The 18,562-nt window shown below is 67.3% G+C and carries 15 protein-coding genes; 7 read left to right on the forward strand and 8 right to left on the reverse strand.

Annotated features, from left to right (window positions below; translation table 11 throughout):
- Positions 1-106: 106 nt before the first annotated feature.
- The 4 genes from DFO58_RS07310 to DFO58_RS07325 form a co-directional block, all read right to left on the reverse strand.
- The gene (locus DFO58_RS07310; protein ID WP_120989932.1) at positions 107-1,039 is read right to left on the reverse strand and encodes a 4-(cytidine 5'-diphospho)-2-C-methyl-D-erythritol kinase; all 933 of its coding nucleotides are present in this window, start codon (positions 1,037-1,039) and stop codon (positions 107-109) included.
- Positions 1,040-1,041: 2 nt separating this feature from the next.
- The gene (rsmA, locus tag DFO58_RS07315) at positions 1,042-1,923 is read right to left on the reverse strand and encodes a 16S rRNA (adenine(1518)-N(6)/adenine(1519)-N(6))-dimethyltransferase RsmA (protein WP_120989934.1); all 882 of its coding nucleotides are present in this window, start codon (positions 1,921-1,923) and stop codon (positions 1,042-1,044) included.
- A gap of 104 nt (positions 1,924-2,027) precedes the next feature.
- Positions 2,028-3,206 (reverse strand): resuscitation-promoting factor, encoded by a 1,179-nt coding sequence (locus tag DFO58_RS07320; protein ID WP_120989943.1) that lies wholly within the window; start codon positions 3,204-3,206, stop codon positions 2,028-2,030.
- Between the two features lie 255 nt (positions 3,207-3,461).
- Positions 3,462-4,433 (reverse strand): TatD family hydrolase, encoded by a 972-nt coding sequence (locus DFO58_RS07325; protein WP_286163515.1) that lies wholly within the window; start codon positions 4,431-4,433, stop codon positions 3,462-3,464.
- 214 nt (positions 4,434-4,647) lie between these two features.
- Here DFO58_RS07325 and DFO58_RS07330 point away from each other — a divergent pair, with 214 nt between their 5' ends.
- Genes DFO58_RS07330 through DFO58_RS07340 form a run of 3 tightly spaced genes read left to right on the forward strand, consistent with a single transcriptional unit; the run spans position 4,648 to position 9,382 of the window.
- Positions 4,648-5,610 (forward strand): MoxR family ATPase, encoded by a 963-nt coding sequence (locus DFO58_RS07330; protein WP_082344653.1) that lies wholly within the window; start codon positions 4,648-4,650, stop codon positions 5,608-5,610.
- Positions 5,611-5,621: 11 nt separating this feature from the next.
- Positions 5,622-6,947, forward strand: a complete 1,326-nt coding sequence (locus tag DFO58_RS07335) for a DUF58 domain-containing protein (RefSeq protein WP_120989947.1) — start codon at positions 5,622-5,624, stop codon at positions 6,945-6,947.
- Positions 6,944-9,382 (forward strand): DUF3488 and transglutaminase-like domain-containing protein, encoded by a 2,439-nt coding sequence (locus DFO58_RS07340; protein ID WP_183043128.1) that lies wholly within the window; start codon positions 6,944-6,946, stop codon positions 9,380-9,382. Before DFO58_RS07335 ends, DFO58_RS07340 begins: the two co-directional genes overlap by 4 nt.
- A 68-nt stretch (positions 9,383-9,450) precedes the next feature.
- Here the strand turns inward: DFO58_RS07340 and DFO58_RS07345 are convergent, their stop codons facing one another.
- Together DFO58_RS07345 and rsmI are read right to left on the reverse strand one after the other, a co-directional pair.
- Positions 9,451-10,935: an NAD-dependent succinate-semialdehyde dehydrogenase gene (locus DFO58_RS07345; RefSeq protein WP_047118463.1), complete on the reverse strand. Its 1,485-nt coding sequence runs from the start codon at positions 10,933-10,935 to the stop codon at positions 9,451-9,453.
- A gap of 136 nt (positions 10,936-11,071) precedes the next feature.
- Entirely contained in the window at positions 11,072-11,968 is an 897-nt protein-coding gene (gene rsmI / locus DFO58_RS07350) for a 16S rRNA (cytidine(1402)-2'-O)-methyltransferase (protein ID WP_120989951.1), read from the reverse strand.
- Positions 11,969-11,999: 31 nt separating this feature from the next.
- On the opposite strand from rsmI, the gene DFO58_RS07355 reads away from it, so the two are divergent.
- On the forward strand, positions 12,000-13,610 hold the full coding sequence (locus tag DFO58_RS07355; protein WP_120989953.1) for a phospholipid carrier-dependent glycosyltransferase: 1,611 nt from the start codon (positions 12,000-12,002) through the stop codon (positions 13,608-13,610).
- A gap of 90 nt (positions 13,611-13,700) precedes the next feature.
- On the forward strand, positions 13,701-15,542 hold the full coding sequence (locus DFO58_RS07360) for an AMP-dependent synthetase/ligase (RefSeq protein ID WP_047118460.1): 1,842 nt from the start codon (positions 13,701-13,703) through the stop codon (positions 15,540-15,542).
- Positions 15,543-15,627: 85 nt separating this feature from the next.
- Here the strand turns inward: DFO58_RS07360 and DFO58_RS07365 are convergent, their stop codons facing one another.
- Together DFO58_RS07365 and DFO58_RS07370 are read right to left on the reverse strand one after the other, a co-directional pair.
- Complete coding sequence (locus DFO58_RS07365; protein WP_120989955.1) at positions 15,628-17,049, reverse strand: TIGR01906 family membrane protein; 1,422 nt, start codon at positions 17,047-17,049, stop codon at positions 15,628-15,630.
- 277 nt (positions 17,050-17,326) lie between these two features.
- Positions 17,327-17,710: a DUF3499 domain-containing protein gene (locus tag DFO58_RS07370; RefSeq protein ID WP_053797515.1), complete on the reverse strand. Its 384-nt coding sequence runs from the start codon at positions 17,708-17,710 to the stop codon at positions 17,327-17,329.
- A gap of 67 nt (positions 17,711-17,777) precedes the next feature.
- Here DFO58_RS07370 and DFO58_RS07375 point away from each other — a divergent pair, with 67 nt between their 5' ends.
- Positions 17,778-18,236: a metallopeptidase family protein gene (locus DFO58_RS07375; RefSeq protein WP_047118458.1), complete on the forward strand. Its 459-nt coding sequence runs from the start codon at positions 17,778-17,780 to the stop codon at positions 18,234-18,236.
- A gap of 65 nt (positions 18,237-18,301) precedes the next feature.
- Positions 18,302-18,505: a hypothetical protein gene (locus tag DFO58_RS07380; protein WP_120989957.1), complete on the forward strand. Its 204-nt coding sequence runs from the start codon at positions 18,302-18,304 to the stop codon at positions 18,503-18,505.
- The last annotated feature ends 57 nt before the right edge of the window (positions 18,506-18,562 follow it).

Raw genomic sequence — 18,562 nt, forward strand, 5'->3', positions numbered from 1 at the left:
TTCACTGCCGCATCGCAAAATGAACGTGCTTCACTTTGCGGGTTCAGGATTCACCCTATGAGCCGGGCAATAGCCTGACAAGAGCTTGGGGCAAAATAACCGGAGGTTACTCGGAGAGCTCGACCTTCGCGCCGGGCGCCGGAGCGCTGACAGCCAGCGTGGCTACTCCCACTTCATCGCCCAGCTGGGCCCGCACCTGCTCGGCATGCTCGGCATCGCGCACCAGCAGAGCCAGGGTCGGGCCGGAGCCGGAGACCATGGCCCGCAGCGCGCCGGCGCCTTCGGCCAAGTCGCGCACGGTGCCCAGCTCCGGGGCCAGGGCCAGGGAGGCCTGGGTCAGGTCGTTGACGAGCACCTGCGACAGGGCCTGAGCGTCCGAGTGCATCAATGCCTCGATGACATCCGGGTCCACTTCCTGGGGTACCGCGATCTCCTGCCCGTTGCGCAACCGGTCGAGCATGGCGTAGACGCGCGGGGTAGACAGCCCGTAGCTGGCGGGGATCAGCACCCACTGGGTCTTGGCGCGGGTCAGCAGCGGGGCGAGCTTGTCCCCCACCCCCAAGCCGATGGCCGCGCCGCCCATCAACGCGAAAGGCACGTCCGCGCCCAGCCGGGCTCCGAGGCGCCCAAGCTCCTCGCGGTCCAGGCCCGTCTGCCACAGCTCGTTGCAGGCCACCAGGGTTGCCGCAGCATCCGCTGAACCGCCGCCCATGCCGCCGGCAATGGGCACCCGCTTGGTGATATGCAGGTTCGCGCCGAGGGTGCAGCCGGTGTGCTCGCGCAGCAGCTGCGCGGCCTTGTACACCAGGTTGTGCTCGCCCAGCGGGAAGTTCTCCGGGTCTGAAACCACCGCGGAACCAGGTTCAAGGCTCAGCTGCAGTTCCTTATCCTCGCGCAGCGTCGCTTCGATCTGCTCCAGCAGAGACACCGCGACATACAGGCTGGCGACCTCGTGGTAGCCGTCTTCGCGGGGCGGGCCGACACGGAAATAGACATTGATCTTGCCCGGCGCAGTGGCAATAACTCGCTGTTTGGCCATGCCTAGGACTCTGGCTTCGGTTCGGTCGGGACCTGCTCGGCGGCGCGGGCGATTGCGATGAACCCGTCGATATCCAGCTTCTCGCCGCGTTCCTTCGGGTCGATGCCCGCCAGCGTGAGGATCTGCTCGGCGCGCATGCCGGACCCTGCCCAGCCGGAGAGCGCTGCGCGCAGGGTCTTGCGGCGTTGGGCGAAGGCGGCGTCGATGATCGCGAAGACCTGCTTGCGGTCCGGCGCATCGCTGCGGTCCTTGTCGCGGGTGAACCCGACCAGGCCTGAATGGATCTTGGGGGCCGGCCAGAAGACGTTCATGCCGATGACCCCAGCCTTGCGCATGGTTCCGTACCAGGCGCCCTTGACCGACGGCACGCCGTAGATCTTGCTGCCCGGGCTCGCGCTCATGCGGTCGGCCACCTCGTCCTGGACCATCACCAGGCCGTGGCGGATCGAGGGGAAGTGCTCCAGCAGGTGCAGCACCACGGGGACCGCGACGTTGTAGGGGAGGTTTGCCACCAGCGCGGTGGGCTCCCCGGGAAGCTCGGTGACCTTCATGGCATCCGAGAGGATCACCGTCAGGTCCTTTTCACGGCCCGGACGGAACTCGGCCATGGTCTGCGGAAGGCGCTTGGCCAGCGGCGGATCGATCTCCACGGCGACCACCTTGTCGGCGGCGTCCATGATGCCCAGGGTCAGCGAACCGAGCCCCGGCCCGACCTCCAGCACGGTTTCCTCCGGGGAGACGTGGGCGGCCGCCACGATGCGACGGATGGTGTTCCCATCGATCACGAAGTTCTGGCCCAGGGTCTTGGTGGGCCGGATCCCCAGCTCATCGGCCAGGCGACGGATTTCGGTGGCCCCAAGCAGCGGCAAAGATTCCTTAGACATCACGTTCTCAATTCTAGTTCAGCCTGAGTCGGGCGCGGAAAAAGCGCAACGCGCCGGTTCGCTGAACCGGCGCGTTGCGCTCAATGAAGTGTCCGGGGCGGTGCTTAGCGCAGGCCCAGCTTAGACGAGCAGGCTGGCCAGTGGCCCCAGCCGCCGCTGGCACGCAGCTTCTCGGCTGCGGCAACCTGCTCGGCAGGAGTTGCCTGGTGCGGCAGCGGCGCGTACTTGGTGCCGCCCACTGCACGCCACGAGGAAGCCGAGAACTGCAGGCCGCCGTAGTAGCCGTTGCCGGTGTTGATCGACCAGTTGCCGCCGGACTCGCACTTGGCCAGGGCCGCCCAGGCCGAGGAGACGCTGCCAGACGGGGCCTTGGTGGACTTGGAAGAGGATTCCTTCTTCTCTTCTTTCTTTTCTTCCTTGGTGCCGACCTTGACAACCTCGGCAACAGGCTTCTTGGTGACCTTGGCCTTCAGGACTTCTTCCTCGCCCTTCTTGCCGTTGCGGGTCTCCTGGCGCAGGGTCAGCTCGCGCTCGCCCTTTTCGCCCTTGGTTTCCACCTTGGTCTTGCCCTTGGCCAGGTTCTTGTCCTTGACCTTCTCGGTCTCGAAGGCGATGTCGCGGGTCTCATCCCAGGTCTTGATGCTGACCTTGATGACCTCGATCTGCTGGCCGTCGGCGATCTTGGTGCTGGTCTCGACGTCCTTCTCGGTGTCCTTCTTGACCTTGACGTTGACCTCGTCGTCGTTGCCCAGGGAGACGTTTTCCTCGGCGAGCAGTTCCTTGACGGTCTGCGCGGTGGTCGAAACCTCGGTCTTCTTCTTGTCCACCTGCAGGGTGACTGCCTTCGGGGTGATGATCTCGATGTCGCTGGCGACTGCGGCCAGGTTCTGCGATTCATCCATGGAGATCTCGGTGCCCTTTTCCAGGTCGAGCTCCTCGACCAGATCGGCGACGGTCATGCCGGTGGTGTGCACCACGCGTTCTGTGCCGTCCAGGTTGACCTGGACCGACTTGTTGCGCTTGATCTCGATGTTCTGTGCGTCGACCACCGGGGCGTCGGTTGCCACGGAGATCTCGTCGCGCTCATCCAGGGTGATGTCCTGCTGCTCGAGCACGGAGGCTACGGTGGCGGCGCGGGTGGTAACCACCTTGCTCTCGCCATCGACGGAGATGGTGATTGATTTCTGGCCGGCGATATAGAAAACGGTGCCGGCAATCACCAGGGCCACGGCGAGCGCCTGGACCAGGTATTTAGCCCAGCGGTTCTTGAGCAAGTGAGTCACGGTAGTGAGATCCCCATCGTTTGTAGGCCGGGCTCCGGAAGGTGCCCCGGAAATGCTGTCCGGCCCGGCGGCTTGGCCGCCTGTCTATCATTCAGTTTCTGCGCCGTGTTTCCCAAGCTGTGGAACCAGGATCAGGCTGCGCGTCAACCAGCCGCCCTGTAATTGGGCGCCGTCGTGCAACACATCTGCATCTACCGTAACCGAATTGTTATATTTCAAGCAACAGTCATATGGCCATCAACACATTCGACGGGTCTAGAATGCCCCGTACACCTCGCGGGTATTCGCCTCCAGCTGCGCGCAGAATTCCGCCAGCTGGGCGCCGCGGGTTTCGGCCATGAAACGCACCGTGTACGGGATCATGTAGCTGGCGTTGGGACGCCCCCGGAAGGGGTGCGGGGTGAGGAACGGCGCGTCAGTTTCCACCAGCAGCAACTCGGGTTTGGCAAGGCTCAATGCCTCGCGCAGCTCGTGCGAGTTCTTGAAGGTGACGGTCCCGGCGAAGGACATGTACCAGCCGTTCTCGTTGCAGATCCGCGCCAGCTCGGCGCCGCCGGAGAAGCAGTGGAAGACCACACGCTCGGGCAGGGTCGAATCCTTCAGGATCCGCACCACATCGTCGTGTGCGTCACGGTCGTGGATTTGCAGGGCCTTTTCCTGCTCCACGGCGATGCGCAGATGCTCGCGGAAAGAGTATTCCTGGGCGCCGTGTCCTTCTTCGCCGGTGCGGAAGTAGTCAAGTCCGGTCTCCCCGATGGCGCGCACCCGCCCGTCGGCGGCCAGCTGCTCGATCCGGGCGATGGCCCCATCCAGGGCACCGTGTTCGGCCAGCCGCGCCGCATCGTTGGGATGGATGGCCACGGCAGCCAGCACGTTGGGGAAATCGTTGGCCGCCTTGACGGCGTATTCGGAGGACTCGACGTCGCAGCCGACCTGGATCAGGCCCTTGACCCCCACGGCCGCCGCGGCGGCCAGCGCGTCGGCGGCTTCGACCCGGACCTCTCCGTCCAGGAAGTCCAGGTGCGTGTGGTTGTCCACCACCGCCACCGGCAGCGGGTCCGGCGCTTCGGGATACCGCAGGTTGCGCTTCGATCCGCCCTTTTCATTGGTCCCAGAGCGGCCCCGCTCCCCGTCCGCGGCCGCAGCCTGCTGGGCGTCGGGGCGGTAGGCCGTGGGGATGCCGGCGTAGATATCGTCGGAGTTCGTCGCTTCGTTCTTTGCTGGCACCGCTGGTCCTTCACATCCGCTGGTCTTCCGGGCGCTGGGCCCACCAGTCATTCTCTCACCCCGCCCGCGCGCAGGTGAAGCCGACGGGGCCGGATTCGGGCAATTAGAGTCTGTTACTGGATAAAAGAACCCCATACGATATGTGCAACAGCTATCAGGATTCGACTGTCCGCAACGACCTTGCGGACAGGCTGAACCCGTCAGGAGGATGCGCATGAGCGCAAACCCAACGTTGCCTTCGCTCGACTCGTCGTTCAGGCACAATTGCCAGCGCGTCCTCGAAGCGGTGCAAACCGTCATCACCGGCAAACCCGAAGCGGTCACCAACGCCCTGGTGGTGCTGCTGGCCCAAGGCCACCTGCTGGTGGAGGACGTGCCGGGGGTCGGCAAGACCATGCTGGCCAAGTCCCTGGCGCGCAGCGTGGACGGTTCGGTGCACCGCATCCAGTTCACCCCGGACCTGCTGCCCAGCGACGTCACCGGCGTCTCCGTGTATTCCCCGCAGACCCACGAGTTCACCTTCCACCCGGGCCCCATCTTCGCGAACATCGTCATTGCCGACGAGATCAACCGCGCCAACGCCAAAACCCAGTCCGCGCTGCTCGAATGCATGGAGGAGCAGCAGGTGACCGTGGATTCCATCACCCACCCGTTGCAGCGCCCGTTCATGGTGGTCGCCACCCAGAACCCCATCGACTCCGAAGGCACCTTCGCCCTGCCCGAGGCCCAGCGCGACAGGTTCATGGGCAGGATTTCCATGGGCTACCCGCGGCGGGACGACGAGCTGGCGATGCTCGGCAGCCACCACCGGGACGAGCCGCTGCAGTCGCTGGCTCCGGTGCTGCAGCTGGAGGAGCTGGTCCGGATGATCGAGCAGGTCAAGCTCGTCACGGTCACCGACCGGCTGAGCGCCTACGTGGTGGATCTGGGGCGAGCCTCGCGCGAGCACCCGCAGGTGCAGCTGGGCGCTTCGCCGCGCGCGCTGCTGCAGTGGGTGCGCGCCGCCAAGTCCCACGCCGCGATCTCCGGGCGGGACCACGTGCTGCCCGAGGACGTGCGCGCGGTGGCGGAAATGGTGCTCAGCCACCGGCTGATCCTCACCCGCCGGGCCTTGGCCGACGGGGTGGAACCGGCGGCCGTCGTGCAGGAACTGCTGGCCAGCACGCCGGTCAGCTAGGCGGTGAGCCCATGGACAAGCCCCAGCGCTTCGACTCGCGCAACGCCCTGTCCTGGACGCGCTCCGAGCCGGGCCCCGAAGCCCTGCGCCGGTGGCATCTGGACCTGTTCACCCCGCGCGGCTGGTACACCCTGGGGGCCGGGGCGGGGCTGATCGCCCTGGCCTATGTCCTGGGGCGCCACGAGCTCATGGCCCTGGGCGTCGGGCTGGCCGCGCTGGCAATTGCCAGCTGGCTGCTCGTCCTGCGCGCCCGGCGCACCACCAGCCTGCGCCGGGCGCTGCACTCCCCCGCGGCCACCGTGGCGGAGCCCGCGCTGGTCACCCTCGAATGCCCTGACGAGGTGCGCATCCGCGAAACCCTGCCCGAAGAATTCGGCCCCGGACCCGAGCTGGAGGGCCCCGGCGCGGTCGACTACGAGCTGGTGTTCCGCTCGCGCGGCGTCCACCTGCTGGGCCCGGCCCGGCAGGTGATCTCCGATCCGCTGGGATTGATCCGCGGCATGGTGTCCATCGGGCAGCCGCAGCCGGTGCCGGTGCGCGCCCAGATCCACCCGCTGGCGCGTTTCGCCTCGCTGGGTGAACGCATGCTCACCGGCGACGCCCGGTTCTCCCGCAGCACCACCGCCGACTACTACGACGTGGCCACGCGCGACTACCAGCAGGGAGATTCGATCCGTCAGGTGCACTGGAAGGCCACCGCGCGCCACGGGAAACTCATGGTGCGCCAGGAGAACCACGTGGCCACCGCCCAGGCGCTGATGGTGCTTGACCGCACCGCGGAGCATTGGCAATCCGGCGGCGCTGACCTGCGGATCGGCATCCCGCAGGGTCTGGGCCCGGAACTGTCCAGCAGCCGCCGCTTCGAGAACGCGCTGTCGCTGGCCTGCAGCATCGGCCAGCGCTACGCGGACAGCGGCTACCAGCTGTTGTTCCGGGACCTGGACGGCAGCCCGCTGGTGGGCGGGGAATCCCTGCGGCTTTCCGAGCATGCCGCCCGCTGTAGCTTCGAGGACTTCCACCTGGCCAGCGCCGAACTCGGTCCGCTGCCCGCCGCACCGGGCCAGCACCAGGCCCAGGACCTGATCGGAGCGAATCTGCACCGCGAGCTGCTCTCGATGCGCGAAGAACCGGTGATCATGATTCTCGGCCAGGTGAGCCTCGACCAGGCCGCCGCCTTGGCGGCCCTGTCCCGCACGGTGCGCCACGTGGAGCTGTTCCTGCTGGCCGCCCATCCCGAACGCTACGCGCAGGTCCAGCAGCTGATGGCCCGCACCGGATGGAACATCCACCTGCTGCACGGCAACGGTTCCCTGGACGACGCGCGAGGTGTCTCATGAGCGCAACCCTGCACGACTCCCCCGCCCTCCCGGCCCCGGACCCCGAATCCCGGCGGCCGGCGCCCGCCGCGCCGATGACCCACAACCTGCTGGCCCGCACCGCGGCAGCGCTCTGCCTGGCCGTGGCGGTGCTCGCCGGATTCGCCTCGCTGACCGGCGTGGTGGAAGGCCGGGCGTGGTTCCCGGCGCTGGTGCTGCCGCTGCTGGCCATCCACCTCAGCGCAGGGGTGCTGCGCGGAATCACCGGGCTGCGCTGGGTCGCCTACCCGGTCGCCATGCTGGTGGCGCTGGTCGCCCTGGTCCAGCACGAAGCCATGCTGTCCACCGGGTACACGCTCACCGGATTCCAGTGGTTCAACGCGGTGCTCTCCGAGGCGGCCTTGCAGCTGTCCACCCAGGTGCCGCCGGTGGCCTACTCGCGCTACGTGGCCTTCGCCATCCTGGTCTGCGCGGTGGCGATCAGCCTGCTCATCGAGCTGCTGGCAAGCTTCCGCAAGGTCGCGCTGCTGGTGATCGCCCCGTTGTGCTTCGCCCCGGTGGTCGCCTCGCTGTTCAAGCAGGAAGGCGCCGGCATCTGGAACCTGGCGCTGCTGCTCGCGGCGGTGCTGGGCTACACGGCCCTGCTGCCCTACCTGTTCCGCGGCGGCCAGCCGCCGGCCCATCCGAAATTCCCTGCCCCGCGGCAGCTCGGATTCCTCGGGGCCACCGCGCTGGTCTGCATTGCGGCGATGCTGGCTGCCGGCTTCTGGATGCCGGGCTTTCGCAAGGGCATGTTCCCGGAAGGCATCCGCCCATCCGGAGACCTGCTGGCCAGCAACGTCGATCCGCTGCTGACCCTGGGCCGGGACCTGCGCGCCAACAACGGCAGCACCGTGCTCAGCTACTACACCAGCTCGGACAAGGCCCCGTACCTGCGCACCTCGGTCATCGAGGACCTGTCGCAGGCCCGCTGGGAACCCAACGAGGCGCTGCCCAAGGACACCTACTTCGGCAACACCGCCATGCAGGAGGACTTCACCACCTTCAACGCCAACGAACAGGTGGCAAGGCTTGAATGGGCCAACGGCATCTCCTCCCCGGTGCTGCCGCTGCCGAACCGCAGCTACTTCGTGGAGGGCATCGTCGGCATCTGGAACTGGGTCCCCGAATCCTCGGTGGCCCGGCTCAGCGGCGATGCGGTAGCGGCGACCGGGGATGTTTCGGTGGCGTACTCGGAATTGGACCTCAGCCCGCAGATGGCCCGCAATCTGGGCTTCTTCGGCGGGGTGCCGCAGGACGAGCCCGGCGAGGTCTACCGCCAGCTGCCCGAGGACCCGGAAAATACGCTGCGCACCTCCCTGGACGGCGCCCTGGACGAGGCCTACACGGATGCCGACTCGACCGGCAGCGACTTCGAGAAGGCCGTGGCGATCCAGGATTTCCTGCGCTCGCGCAAGTTCGTGTACTCGGAGCGCACCCCGCTGCGCGAAGGCTACGACGGCGCGAACAAGCGTGTGGTCGAAGCCTTCCTTGAACGCCGGCAGGGATACTGCGTGCACTTCGCCTCCGCCATGGCCCTGATGGCCAGGGAGGCGGGGATCCCCTCGCGGATCGCGGTGGGCTACGCGCCGGGCAAGGCCAACGGCAAGACCGTTCAGGTCGGCAAGGACGCTGCCGAAAGCGAGCTGGAGTCGAGGCTGGAGCCGGGCACCAAGCTGACCGGGTATTCGGTCACCGGCCAGCAGTCGCATTCCTGGCCCGAGCTCTACCTCCAGGGGCTGGGCTGGGTGCCCTTCGAGCCGACCCCTGGGCAGGGCCAGCCGCCGAGCTACGCCCCGCAGGAAACCAGCACCGCCGGGCCTGCGGAATTCGGCGACGAGGAGGTCCCCACGGACCGCGCCACCCAGCGCCCCGCGGAATCGCCCGAGGCCAGCGCCCCGGCCGCCGCGCCGCAGGCGGCTCCGGGAGAACCCGCCAACGGCTGGCGGGCGCTGGCGCTGCTGGCCGTCGTGGTCGGCGGGGCGCTCTCGCTGGCCCCGCTGCGGCGCCGGCACCTGGCCAGGCAGCGCCAGATGCTGATCGCCGCCGGCGGCGAACCCGCAGCCGACGCGCTGTGGGTGGAGTTGCAGGCCATCGGCGCCGATGCCGGACGGCGGGCCGGGGAGCAGGAATCGGTCAGCGACTACACCCGCAGGCTCGGGGACGATTTCACCGGGCTCGATGCCGAACTGCGGCGGCTGGAAACTGCCATCCAGGCCAGCTTCTACGCCTCCCGGCATCCGGAACCCGGTGCCGCAAAGCAGCTGGTTCCCGACCTGCAGTCGGTGCGCGCGCAGTTGCACCTGTCCCTGCCGCTGCGCGCCCGGCTGGCCGCAGCGCTCTTCCCCGCGTCCCTGCGGACGGCGAGGCTGCGGCGGCTTGACGATTCCCGGGCCGCCCGGAGCACAGCGAGCTAGGACGGTTTAAAGCAGCCGACGGGCGGCCCCCGCAAGGGGACCGCCCGTCGGCGTTCTACCGGTGCTGCCTACTTGGCCGCGTACGGATCGGCGATGCCGATGTACTGCACGGTGGTGTACTCGGCCAGGCCCTCGGCGCCGCCTTCGCGGCCGAGGCCCGACTGCTTCACGCCGCCGAACGGCGCCGCGGCGTTGGAGATGACGCCGGCGTTGAAGCCGACCAGGCCGAACTCGATCTGCTCTGCCACGCGGAACAGGCGGTTGAAGTCCTTGGAGTAGATGTAGGACGCCAGGCCGTACTCCGAAGCGTTGGCCAGCTTGATGGCGTGCTCCTCGGAGGTGAAGGTGGTCACCGGTGCCACCGGGCCGAAGATTTCCTGGCCCAGGATCTCGGCATCGTTGGCTACGTTGGCCAGCACGGTCGGCTGGTAGAAGTAGCCCGGGCCCTCGACCGGCGCGCCGCCGACGATGGCGGTGGCGCCGTTGGAAACGGCTGCCTCAACCAGTGCGTGGACCTCGTCGCGGGCCTTTTCCTCGACCAGCGGGCCGACGGTGGAGTCGGCCTCGGTGCCGCGCCCCGGCTTCAGCGCCTTCATGGCGGCGGCGAACTTGGCGGTGAATTCCTCGGCCACGTCCTGGTGCACCAGGAAGCGGTTGGCAGCGGTGCAGGCCTCGCCCATGTTGCGCATCTTGGCGGCCATGGCGCCCTCGACTGCAGCGTCCAGGTCGGCGTCCTCGAAGACGATGAACGGCGCGTTGCCGCCCAGTTCCATCGAGGTGCGCAGCACCTTGTCCGCGGCGTCCTTCATCAGCTGCTTACCCACCGGGGTGGAGCCGGTGAAGGACACCTTGCGCAGGCGGTCGTCCTGCATCAGCGGGCCGGAGATCTTCGAGGCCGAAGCGCCGGAGACCACGTTCAGCACGCCGGCCGGCAGGCCGGCTTCCATCATGGTGGCGGCGAACAGCTGGCTGGTCAGCGGGGTCAGCTTGGCTGGCTTGAGCACCATGGTGCAGCCTGCGGCAACTGCCGGGCCGACCTTGCGGGTGGCCATGGCCAGCGGGAAGTTCCATGGGGTGATCAGCAGGCACGGGCCGACAGGCTTGTGCTGGACCAGGACCTTGTTCTTGCCCTCAGGGGTGGTGATGTAGCGGCCGTAGTGGCGCACGGTCTCTTCGGAGAACCAGCGCAGGAACTCGGCGCCGTAGGTGACCTCGCCGTAGGCCTCGGCCAGCGGCTTGCCCATTTCCAGGCTCATCAGCAGCGCGAAGTCGTCCTTGCGCTCGGTGACCAGGTCGAAGGCGCGGCGCAGGATCTCGGCGCGTTCGCGTGGAGCGGTCAGGGCCCATTCGGCCTGTACTGCATCGGCGGCGTCAAGGGCGGCCATGGCGTCTTCGCTGGTGGCGCTGGCCAAGGTCAGCAGCTTCTGTCCGGTGGCCGGGTCCAGCACGTCAAAGGTGCCGCCATCCGAGGCATCGCGCCATTCGCCGTTGATCAAAAGGCCGGTTGGCACCTTGGCGAGCAACTCGGCTTCGCGCTGAGCAGTAATCGACATACGCACATCTCCTGAAACTCTAAATGAAGCTAATCTTCGTTGATCCCAACGCTATTCTCGGCACGCTGGCGCTGTAAATCGCCCGTTGCACTACGAAAGCGCAGATTCATTGTGCATTCAGCCTACGCCAAGACGCCTATATTTCACTTTCCTTACGTTCAGCCAAGACTGCCTCGTAAAGGTCTCGTTTTTTCACGCCGTGCTGCTCCGCCACGTCCGCGACTGCCTGCTTCATCCGGGTCCCGCCGTCGACCAGTTCCGCGACCTTGGGCAGCAGGTCCTCGATGGAGGCCGCTTCCGGTTCAGGAGCCCCCGACACCACCACCACGATTTCACCGCGAAGCCCTTCCAACGCCCAACGGTGCAGTTCACCCAGGCTGTCGCGGCGGACTTCCTCGAACTTCTTGGTCAGCTCGCGGGCCACGGCCGCCTGCCGGTCGGCGCCGAAGGCCTCGATCGCCGCTTCCAGGAAATCGGCGACGCGGTGCGGGGCTTCGAAGAACACCATGGTGCGTTCCTCGTGCAGCAGCGCGTCCAGGCGCTTGCGGCGTTCGCCGGCCTTGCGCGGCAAGAAGCCCTCGAAGGTGAAGCGGCCGGTCGGCAAGCCCGACAAGGCCAGCGCGGTGAGCACCGCTGACGGGCCGGGCACCGCGGTGACGCGGATTCCCTCGTCCAGGGCGGCGGCCACCAACGGGTAGCCGGGATCCGAGACAGCGGGCATGCCGGCGTCCGAGACCACCAGGATGGTGGCTCCGGTTTTGGCCAGCTCCAGCACCTCGGAGAGCTTGTGGGCCTCGTTGTGCTCATGCAAGCTCATGACCCGGGCGTTGATCTTCAGCCCCAGCGCGTTGGCCAGGTGGTGGAAGTTCCTGGTGTCTTCCGCAGCGATGATATCTGCGCTCACCATGATTTCCTTCAGGCGCGGTGACGCGTCGGACAAATTGCCAATGGGGGTGGCTCCCAGGACGATGACGCCCTCATTCTCTGAGTTCTGCACATTCTTTAGCCTACGCGAATTAGGAAAAGCGCACATTCTCCCAAGCGCGCCGGTAGCATGACTCTTGATGAGCCCCACTGCCTTGCAAACCCCGGACACCGGTCACGTGCGATCAGCGCGCCAAGCCTTCACCTTGGAGAGCCTGAAACTGCGGTTGCTGACCGCGACGGCTCCCCGGGGGCCGCTGATGTGGATCATTCCGCTGGCGGTCACGCTCATTGCAGGGCTGCTGCGCTTCATCAACCTCTCGCACCCCCACATGCTCATCTTCGACGAGACCTACTACGTCAAGGACGCGTACTCGATGCTGCAAAGCGGCTACGAGCGCGAGTGGGAAGAAGACATCAACGAGCAGTTCATCGCCGGCGATCCGCGGCTGACCAACGAGCCATCCTTCGTGGTGCACCCGCCGCTGGGCAAATGGCTGATCGGCCTGGGCATGCTGCTCTTCGGGGACTTCAACGGCATGGGCTGGCGTTTCTCCGCCGCGCTGTTCGGCACCCTGGCGGTCCTGCTGGTCACGCTCAGCGCCCGGCAGCTGTTCGGCTCGCACTACCTGGCAGGCATCGCCGGGCTGCTCATGGCAGTCGACGGGCACTCGATTGTCATGTCGCGCACCGCGCTGCTGGACATCTTCCTGATGTTCTTCATCAGCGCCGCGTTCTACGCGCTGCTCAAGGACCGCGCCCACGGCAGGCTGTCGCTGGCGAAAAAACTCGCGGTGCCCGCCGGCAACCGGCCCGACGACTTCCTGCTGACCCGCGGCCCCATGCTCTGGTGGCGGCCGTGGCGGCTGGCTGCCGCGGTGATGCTCGGCTGCGCGGTCGGCGTGAAGTGGTCGGCGCTCTCCTTCGTCGCGGTGTTCTGCGTGATGGCCGTGCTGTGGGACTTCTCCGCACGGCGCACCGCCGGCATCCACAAGTGGTTCAGCTCCGCGCTGGCGCGCGACGGCATCTACGCCTTCGCGACCATGATGCCGGTGGTCCTGCTGACCTACCTGTCCACCTGGGCCGGCTGGTTCGCCACCAGCGGCGGGCGCTACCGGCACTGGGCCGAGGAGCATCCGGGCGAGGGAATCAGCTGGCTGCCGGCGCCGCTGCGCTCGCTGTGGGAATACCACCAGGCCGGCTACACCTTCCACACGGGCCTGGGATCCCCGCACGGCTGGCAGTCCTCCCCATGGACCTGGCCCTTCGCCGGACGCCCGGTGATGTTCTATTTCGAAGGCTACGACCAGGGTGTCAACGGGTGCGACGTCTCGCGCTGCACCGAAGTCATCACCGACCTGCCGAACCCGGTGATGTGGTGGGCCTGCTCGCTGAGCATGCTGCTGCTGATCCTGTGGTGGATCGGCGCCCGCGACTGGCGGGCCGGGGCCATCCTCTCGGCCGGCGCCGCCGGCTTCCTGCCCTGGCTGATGTACCCCGAGCGCACCATGTATTTCTTCTACACCCTGCCGATGGTTCCGGCCATGGTCCTCGCGCTGACGTATATGATAGGGAAGTTCATTTCCAGCGATCCTCGCCGGGGCGCGGCTACACGCCCCCGGGTTGCCGCGGTCTCCGTGTTCCTGGCAGTTCTGCTGCTGGTTTCCGCCCTGTTCTGGCCGATCTGGAGCGGCGAGCTGATCGATGATGAGTACTGGCGTGCGCTGCGCTGGATCCCCAACTGGGGATAGTCCCCCGCTGCCGCCGCGCCCCACGCACCACCTAATGGCGCGGTTTTCCTATGGAACGCGTCACCAACGATGTCAAAGGAATCATCTTCCATGCAAGAAGTGCACGTCGAGCAGCTGACGGATCTGGCGCCAGAAGTGAACGCCACCAACCTGCTCCTGGACCGCGTCGCGGCCTCCGGCGGGCAGGCCCTGTTCATGGTCCAGCGCTCGGGCACCTGGCATGAAGTGACCGCCGCCGGATTCCTGGCCGACGTCAAGCGCCTGGCCATGAAACTGGTCTCCGACGGCCTGCAGCCCGGCGGGAAGGTCGCCATCATCTCGCGCACCCGCTACGAGTGGGCGCTGGCAGAGGAAGCCATCTGGTTCGCCGGCGGCGTCTGCGTGCCGATCTACGAAACCTCCAGCCCCTTCCAGATTGAATGGATCCTGCGTGATTCCGGGGCGCGTGTGGTGTTCGCAGAGGACCACGAGCTGCGCTCGCATGTGCGCCAGGCCGCAGCCCAGCTGGGCGAACCGGTCATCACCCACATGTTCGAAGGCTCCGACGGGTCGAACAAGGAGCTGATCCCCTCGGTAGGGCTGCACAAGCTGCTGGTCGACCAGCACGAGGTCGATGAGCAGCTCATCGAGCAGCGCCGCGCGTCGATGAAGCTGTCAGATACCGCGACGATGGTCTATACCTCCGGCACCACCGGACGCCCCAAGGGCTGCAACATGACCCACGCGAACTTCGCGCTGGTGGCGCACAATCTGGCGGCGCACATGGAAGACATCCTGGGCGAGCGCCGCCGCACGCTGATGTTCCTGCCGCTGGCCCATGTGCTGGCCCGCGCCGTCCAGCAGACCTGCATCCACGGTGGGACCGTCATCGCGCATTCGAATTCCACCGCCACCCTGGCCCAGGACATGGCAGCGATCAAGCCGGGCTTCCTGCTGGCAGTCCCGCGCGTGTTCGAGAAGATCCGCACCACCGCGCTGTCCACGGCCGAGGCGAGCGGCAAGGGCGAGTTGTTCCTGAAGGCCGAGCAGACCGCCATCGAGGTCTCCCGGATCCGCGATGCCAAGGCCCGCGGGCAGAAGGCCCGCATGCCGCTGGGGCTGCGGGCCCGCTATGCGCTGTTCAGCAAGGTCCTCTACCCGAAGCTGCGCGCGGTCTTCGGGGGCGAGTGCGGCTACGCGATCTCCGGGGCCAGCGCGTTGAATGAGGAACTGGCGCACTTCTTCCGCGGGGCAGGCATCCAGCTGGTCGAAGGCTACGGCCTGACCGAGACCACCGCCCCGGCCACCGTCAACCAGGCCACCCGCACCCGGGTCGGCACCGTGGGCCGCCCGATCCCGGGCACCAGCGTCCGGATCGCCGAGGACGGGGAAATCCTGATCAAGGGCATCGGCGTCTTCGCCGGCTACCACCAGAACCCCGCAGCCACCGCCGAGGCCTTCGACGCCGACGGCTATTTCAAGACCGGCGACACCGGCGTGCTGGACGAGGCCGGCTACCTGAAGGTCACCGGCCGCAAGAAGGAACTGATCGTCACCGCGGGCGGCAAAAACGTCTCCCCCGGCCCGCTGGAGGAAATGGTCCGCGCCGGGCGCATCGTGGCGCAGTGCGTGCTGGTCGGCGAGAACCGCCCGTTCATCGCCGCCATGGTGTCCCTGGATCCGGAGGAGCTGGTGCTGTGGGCCAAGGCCAAGGGGCTCGGTTCCATGTCGCTGGCCGAGGCCGCGGCCAACCCGCAGGTGATCCAGGAAGTGCAAAGCTACCTCGACCTCGCGAACTCCACCGTGTCCAAGGCCGAGTCCATCCGCAAGTTCGTGGTGCTTCCGGTGGAGTTCACCGAGGAATCGGGGCACCTGACCAGCACGTTGAAGCTCAAGCGCCAGGACGTGCTGCGCGATTTCGCGCAGCGCGCCGATGAGCTCTACCAGCGCTAGGAATCGTTGTCCCGCAAAAGCAGTGAGGCTGGCCCACCACGATGCGTGGTGGGCCAGCCTCCGTGCTTTGCAGCCTGCGTGCGGCCTAGTTGCCCAGTCCGAAGGCGCGGGCTTCCTGGCGCAGGCGCGCCGCTTCGCGGCGGCGTCCGGTGGGCCAGCAGGAGATCAGCACAATGACCACCGTCAGCAGGATCAGTCCGGCGACGGCCGCGGCCGAATCGATCCAGAACTGCTCCGGGTACAGGCGGATCAGGGTGTCGCTGAGCTTGAAGGTCCAGGTTCCCTCGGAGAAGAACAGCGCGTGGAAGTCGCTGAAGAATGACTGCCATCCCATGAACGCCATGGCGAGAAGCGCGGCGATCAGCACCAGGGTGGCGATGGCTCCGGAGAACAGCGCGCGGCGCACGCCGCCGGCGTAGCGCTTGGCCAGGTACCAGATGCCGATGACCATCAGCACGGCCAGGCAGGCGCCCAGGACGTAGGCGAATCCGATCAGGTTCTTCACGTCCACCATGTGCTGGACTTCCCCGGCGGTGAACATGGCCGAGCCGGTGGGCAGCACCAGCCCCGAGAGGAACTCCGGGCCGGCGAAGTTGTTCAGGTAGTCGACCCCGTAGCTGCCGTAGGTCAGCCGTTCGGCGGCGCTGAACCCGTAGATGTCGTCGGGGAATCCAGGGCGCCCGTAGGACAAGGCCAGGAATCCGGGGGTAGCCACCAGGCGGATGGCGGCGATCAAGGTCAGGATCGGGAAGATCACCGCAACCAGGATCTGCGCCGGGCGGGCCATTGCGGGCTTGGAGTTCAAGGCGCGCTCACGGGCCACGCGACGCCTCATGGCGGCTTCTGAGGGCTCCTCTTCGGGGCCCGAGCTGCCGAAAACGCGGGAGCGGGCCTGGGCCACGGCAGCAGCGGTGGAGGCGTTGGATTCGTTCTGGGGTGCCACGGACACCGGCGGGACCACGGCGTCCGCCGCCGTGGCGGGGGCTGGGGCGGCCTGCGCTTTCGCAGCCTTTTCCGCCGCGATTTCGTGGGGCAGCTTGATCGCCCGGATGACGTCCTCCACCGGGGTTTCCGCCTTCGCGGAGGCCGCCGGAGCAGCTGCGGCGGCTGGCGCGGCCTTCACCGCTGGCTGCACGGTGGTCTTGGCCGCGGGCTTTGCTGGCGCCGCCGCTGCGGCCGGCTTGGCGGCAGCGGGTTTGGATTCCGCTGGCTTGGCCGCAGCTGCAGGTTTCGCCGGAGCAGGCTTCTGCGCCGGCTGCTCGGCCGGCTTGGCCGGTTCAGGCTTGGCGGCTTCCGGCTTGGCAGCGGGAGCGTCGCCCTTGATCACGGCCTTGGCAGCGGCCCGGCGCTCGGCCGCGGCCTTGGCCGCCGCGTCCGCCTGGGCCTTGTTCTTGTGCTCTTCCAGGCGAGCGGCCAGCTCTTCGGCCTTCTGGCTCAGCGAGGCCTTGGGCATCTGCGTGGTTCCGGGATCCGGGGCCCCTACGGGGTCCTTCGCAGCCTCAGCCATGAGGAGTCCTCCTGCAATTTGCGCGATCAAGTGATGTTTGGGGTGGCGTGCGGGCGTGGTGACAGGCCTCGCGCCTTTAGCATATCCAGCAGAAACTCGCATCCAGCGCATAGCCACACCTGATTTGGCCACCGGGTGCGCCACATGCGCAGTTCCGCGAGGACGCCTATCGTGCCGTGGAAACGCGAAAGCCGCCGCCCGGTTCCCCGCACGGGGTCCGTTGGCAGCGGCGGGCGCCCGCTACGGGGCGGCGCGTGGCGTGGTGCGTGGTGCGGCGCTACTGGTTGTCCGGGGCATCCGGCAGCATGGCCAGCCGCACGCGGGCATCGAAGCGCGGGCCGCGCGATTCGGCGGCATCCGGCTCGGCGATGGCTGCATGGCGCGGGGCGCGATCCCTTGGCCGGGGTTCACGGACGGCTTCGACCAGCGCGTTCAATTCGTCCTCGGGCTCGATGACATCCGGGATGGTGCCGCGGATCAGGCTCCACCCGCTGGGCACTGTCAACCGGTTGGCATGCCTCGCGCACAGGTCGTAGCAGTGGGGTTCCGGATAGGTCGCCAGCGGCCCCAGCACCGCGGTCGAATCCGCATAAACGTAGGTGAGGGTTGCGCGGGCCGTTTCACGGCAGGCTGGGCGAGAGCAAATACGAAGACCATCCACGCCCTCCAGTCTACTCGCGTCCGCGACGGTTGACCGGCAATTGGGTTCCCGGGGGTAGTCTGGAGGCATGAACGCCAAACTGCCGGATGAACCCAGCGGGCCACGCCGCAACCGGCATGGCAGGGGCCGGCGCGGGCCGTTGGTTCCCATGCACCTGCCGGCGTACCGCAACCGTCCCGAGCGCTTCGACGACGCGGTCATGGCCAGCGCCCAGCGCCTGGCCGAACGCTGGGAATCGCGGATGCTGAAAATCGATTTCCTCATTGAGCCGGTGCCCTCCGATACCCTGCTCTCCCAAGCCGAAGGCGCCGGCGAGCGGGTGCCGCTGTCCTGCTCTCGCACGGCGACCGCGCATGACCGCGCCCAGATCACGATTTTCCGGCTGCCGCTGGAGCAGCTGGCCGCAAGCCCGGTGGAATTGGTGGATCTGGTGCACCAGTGCGTGGTGCACGAGGTATCCGAGCTCTGGATGATCCCGGTGAGCGAAGTCGATCCCGACTACTTCCCCGAAGACCCGGATTTCTGACGCACCCAAGCCTTGGCGCGCGCCGGCGCGGAACCTACACTTGATGAACCGATGAAAGGTTCGTCATGGACAAGCTGGCTTTTTCGATTCCCGCTGATGACAGGTCGCAACCCGCCAAGGACGTGCAGCTGGTCCTCGAAGCATCACCGGGCGACAGGATGCCTAGGTGCGCGGACACCGGCCAGCCCGGAAGCCTGGCATTGCTTGAGCCCCCGCACTTCGAATGCCTGGTTGTGGCCGCGGCCGAATGCGACGGCGACGGCGATTAGCCCCGCTCCCCCGCCCTGCGGCGGGCGGCTTCCCGAGACAGCACAGGGCCTGGAACC

The organism is Arthrobacter sp. AG1021 (assembly GCF_003633665.1).
GTDB lineage: Bacteria > Actinomycetota > Actinomycetes > Actinomycetales > Micrococcaceae > Glutamicibacter > Glutamicibacter soli.

Excerpts from the sequence above, each read along its gene's own strand:
- DFO58_RS07330 (WP_082344653.1), top strand. The coding sequence starts at position 4,648 with ATGAGCGCAAACCCAACGTTGCCTTCGCTCGACTCGTCGTTCAGGCAC.
- DFO58_RS07355 (WP_120989953.1), top strand. The coding sequence starts at position 12,000 with ATGAGCCCCACTGCCTTGCAAACCCCGGACACCGGTCACGTGCGATCA.
- DFO58_RS07340 (WP_183043128.1), top strand. The coding sequence starts at position 6,944 with ATGAGCGCAACCCTGCACGACTCCCCCGCCCTCCCGGCCCCGGACCCC.
- DFO58_RS07375 (WP_047118458.1), top strand. The coding sequence starts at position 17,778 with ATGAACGCCAAACTGCCGGATGAACCCAGCGGGCCACGCCGCAACCGG.
- DFO58_RS07310 (WP_120989932.1), bottom strand. The coding sequence starts at position 1,039 with ATGGCCAAACAGCGAGTTATTGCCACTGCGCCGGGCAAGATCAATGTC.
- DFO58_RS07335 (WP_120989947.1), top strand. The coding sequence starts at position 5,622 with ATGGACAAGCCCCAGCGCTTCGACTCGCGCAACGCCCTGTCCTGGACG.
- DFO58_RS07380 (WP_120989957.1), top strand. The coding sequence starts at position 18,302 with ATGGACAAGCTGGCTTTTTCGATTCCCGCTGATGACAGGTCGCAACCC.
- rsmI (WP_120989951.1), bottom strand. The coding sequence starts at position 11,968 with ATGTGCGCTTTTCCTAATTCGCGTAGGCTAAAGAATGTGCAGAACTCA.
- DFO58_RS07365 (WP_120989955.1), bottom strand. The coding sequence starts at position 17,049 with ATGGCTGAGGCTGCGAAGGACCCCGTAGGGGCCCCGGATCCCGGAACC.
- rsmA (WP_120989934.1), bottom strand. The coding sequence starts at position 1,923 with ATGTCTAAGGAATCTTTGCCGCTGCTTGGGGCCACCGAAATCCGTCGC.
- DFO58_RS07345 (WP_047118463.1), bottom strand. The coding sequence starts at position 10,935 with ATGTCGATTACTGCTCAGCGCGAAGCCGAGTTGCTCGCCAAGGTGCCA.
- DFO58_RS07360 (WP_047118460.1), top strand. The coding sequence starts at position 13,701 with ATGCAAGAAGTGCACGTCGAGCAGCTGACGGATCTGGCGCCAGAAGTG.